General features: G+C 48.2%; 2 protein-coding genes. Both read left to right on the top strand.

Annotated features, from left to right (window positions below):
* Positions 1 to 193 precede the first annotated feature (193 nt).
* Entirely contained in the window at positions 194 to 1,579 is a 1,386-nt protein-coding gene (der, locus tag NJ959_RS28220; RefSeq protein WP_254015082.1) for a ribosome biogenesis GTPase Der, read from the top strand.
* Positions 1,580 to 1,724: 145 nt separating this feature from the next.
* On the top strand, positions 1,725 to 2,707 hold a 983-nt coding region (locus NJ959_RS28225; protein WP_254015083.1), incomplete at its 3' end, for an energy-coupling factor transporter transmembrane component T family protein.

Here is a 2,707-nt window from a genome sequence, read left to right on the forward strand (position 1 = left end):
GGAGACAAGGGAGACAAGGGAGACAAGGGAGACAAGGGAGACAAGGGGGACAAGGGGGCAGGGGAGAGTTTTAATTCAAAACTCAAAACTCAAAACTCTCTTCCCCCATTCCCTACTCCCTACTCCCCACTCCCCATTAAGTTATAATAAAGAGTTGGATCGTTTACGCCCTAAAAGTTAGGGAAAAAAGCTTATGACCTTGCCAATCGTTGCCATCATCGGACGACCAAACGTGGGCAAATCAACCCTGGTAAATCGCTTGGCGGGTGTCAACGATGCCATCGTCCATGATGAACCCGGAATTACCCGCGATCGCACTTATCGCCCCGCCTTCTGGCAAGATAGAGAATACATGGTAGTCGATACAGGCGGATTAGTCTTTGATGACGATACCGAATTCCTACCCTTGATTCGCGAACAAGCAATGGCAGCCCTTGCCGAATCCCAAGCTGCTATCCTAGTAGTAGACGGTCAAGCAGGACCAATGCCAGCAGACGAAGCGATCGCAGATTGGATGCGCCAACAAACCGTCCCCGTTGTCCTCGCCGTCAATAAATGCGAATCCCCCCAACAAGGCATCATCCAAGCAGCCCAATTTTGGGAACTAGGTTTAGGCGAACCCTTCCCCGTCTCAGCCATTCACGGTGGTGGTACTGGCGAACTACTCGATCAACTCATTACCCACCTACCAACCGTCGGCGAACTCCCCGATACCCCAGAAATCAAAGTTGCTATTATTGGACGACCTAATGTCGGCAAATCCAGCCTATTAAACGCCCTCACCGGAGAAAAGCGTGCCATCGTCAGCCCCATCTCTGGCACTACCCGCGATGCCATTGATATGGTAGTTGAACGCCCAGGTAACCCAGAAAAAGGCATTGAAGACAAAACCTATCGACTAATCGATACCGCAGGTATTCGTAAAAAGAAAAACGTCGAATACGGAGCAGAATTCTTTGGCATTAATCGCGCCTTCAAAGCCATTCGCCGCTCCGATGTAGTATTACTAGTAATTGACGCACTAGACGGAGTAACAGAACAAGACCAAAAACTAGCCGGAAGAATAGCCGAAGAAGGACGAGCAGCAATAATCGTAGTTAACAAATGGGATGCAGTAGAAAAAGACTCCTACACCATCTATGAACACGAAAAACTAATTTTAGACCGTCTCAATTTTATCGAATGGGCAGAAATAATTTTTATCAGTGCCCTCACCGGAAAACGAGTAGAAAATATTCTCGATTTAGTAGACACAGCCGCCCTTTCACACCAACGTCGCGTCAGCACAGCCACCATCAATCAAGTTATCCAAGATGCCATCAACTGGCACTCTCCCCCCACCAGCCGCCAAGGGCGACAAGGCAAAATCTACTACGGAACCCAAGTAAGAAGCCAACCCCCAACCATAGCCCTATTCGTCAACGATCCCAAACGTTTCAACGACAACTACCGTCGCTACGTCGAGGGCAAATTCCGCCAACAATTAGGCTTCACAGGCACACCCATCCGCTTCCTATGGCGAGGCAAAAAAGTCCGCGAAATGGAAAGCAACAGCCCTAACCGCGCAATTCGAGTGTAATTTGTTGTTAGTTGTTAGTTGTTGGTTGTTAGTTATTTGTTGTTAGTTGTAGGACAGGCATCTTGCCTGTCACTGCGATTAATTTTAGGTTATTAATTGTCGGACAGGTATCTTGCCTGTCACCCTCAACAACAAACAACAAAAAATGGACTTACTCCGCTCCCTTCCCCTAGGACTATATCTAGAACAACCCGTAACCTGGCTGCACCACCTAGACTCCAGGGTAAAATTCATTTGGCTAATGAGCTTTTTAGCCGCACCCCTATTAGCAAATCCCTATTGCCGTTTAGCATTAGCAGTATTATTGATTCTGTTAACTATTTCCGCCGCCATCCCCTTGCGAGTGTGGCGACAACAAATGGGTTGGCTACTCATGCTCTCAGTATTCGTATTTATACTAACCGCGATCGCGCCAGATGGTCTTGCAGTTAAACACCAGCCCAGATTACCTCCTCATGAATTAACCTTCACTCAGGACATCTCCAGCACCAAAGCCCAGACCAAACCTTGGTACAATCCCTTTGGCTGGGGAACACCACCTTCCCCCCAACCTTCCTCAAGCCAACCATCCAAACTTAAACCCCTCCCCCAACCAACAAAATATAGCTACATCCTATTAAAAGCAGGAGGAGTAACCATTACCCGTCGCTCCTTAGAACTTGCCGTGCGGGTGAGTACCGTCTTATTTACCCTCATCTATAGCACCAACCTCTACCTACTTACCACCGCCCCCGAAGAAATTACCGCCGGATTAGAAACCCTACTGAGGCCATTGCGTCGTCTAAATTGGCCCATCACCGAAATTACCCTCACCTTAACCCTTTCCTTACGCTTCATTCCCCTAGTCTTAGAAGAAGTCCAGAACTTAATTCGTTCAGTCAGCACCCGTGCTATTAATTGGAAAAAGCTCGGTATTCGCAAAAGCCTCCAAGTCTGGCTCCTAATTGCAGAAAGGCTACTGGAAAACCTCCTCTTACGAGCAGAGCAAATTGCCAAAGCCATGACAGTGCGGGGATTCACCAGTCCCAACGAACATCGGGTACAGTGGCATGAGTTACGCATTAGCTGGTACGATTGGTTAGCATTAAGCAGTTTGATCCTCTTCTGGGGAGCGCGACTGACTTGGGG

It is taken from the genome of Limnofasciculus baicalensis BBK-W-15, from assembly GCF_024178385.1.
Lineage (GTDB): Bacteria > Cyanobacteriota > Cyanobacteriia > Cyanobacteriales > Coleofasciculaceae > Limnofasciculus > Limnofasciculus baicalensis.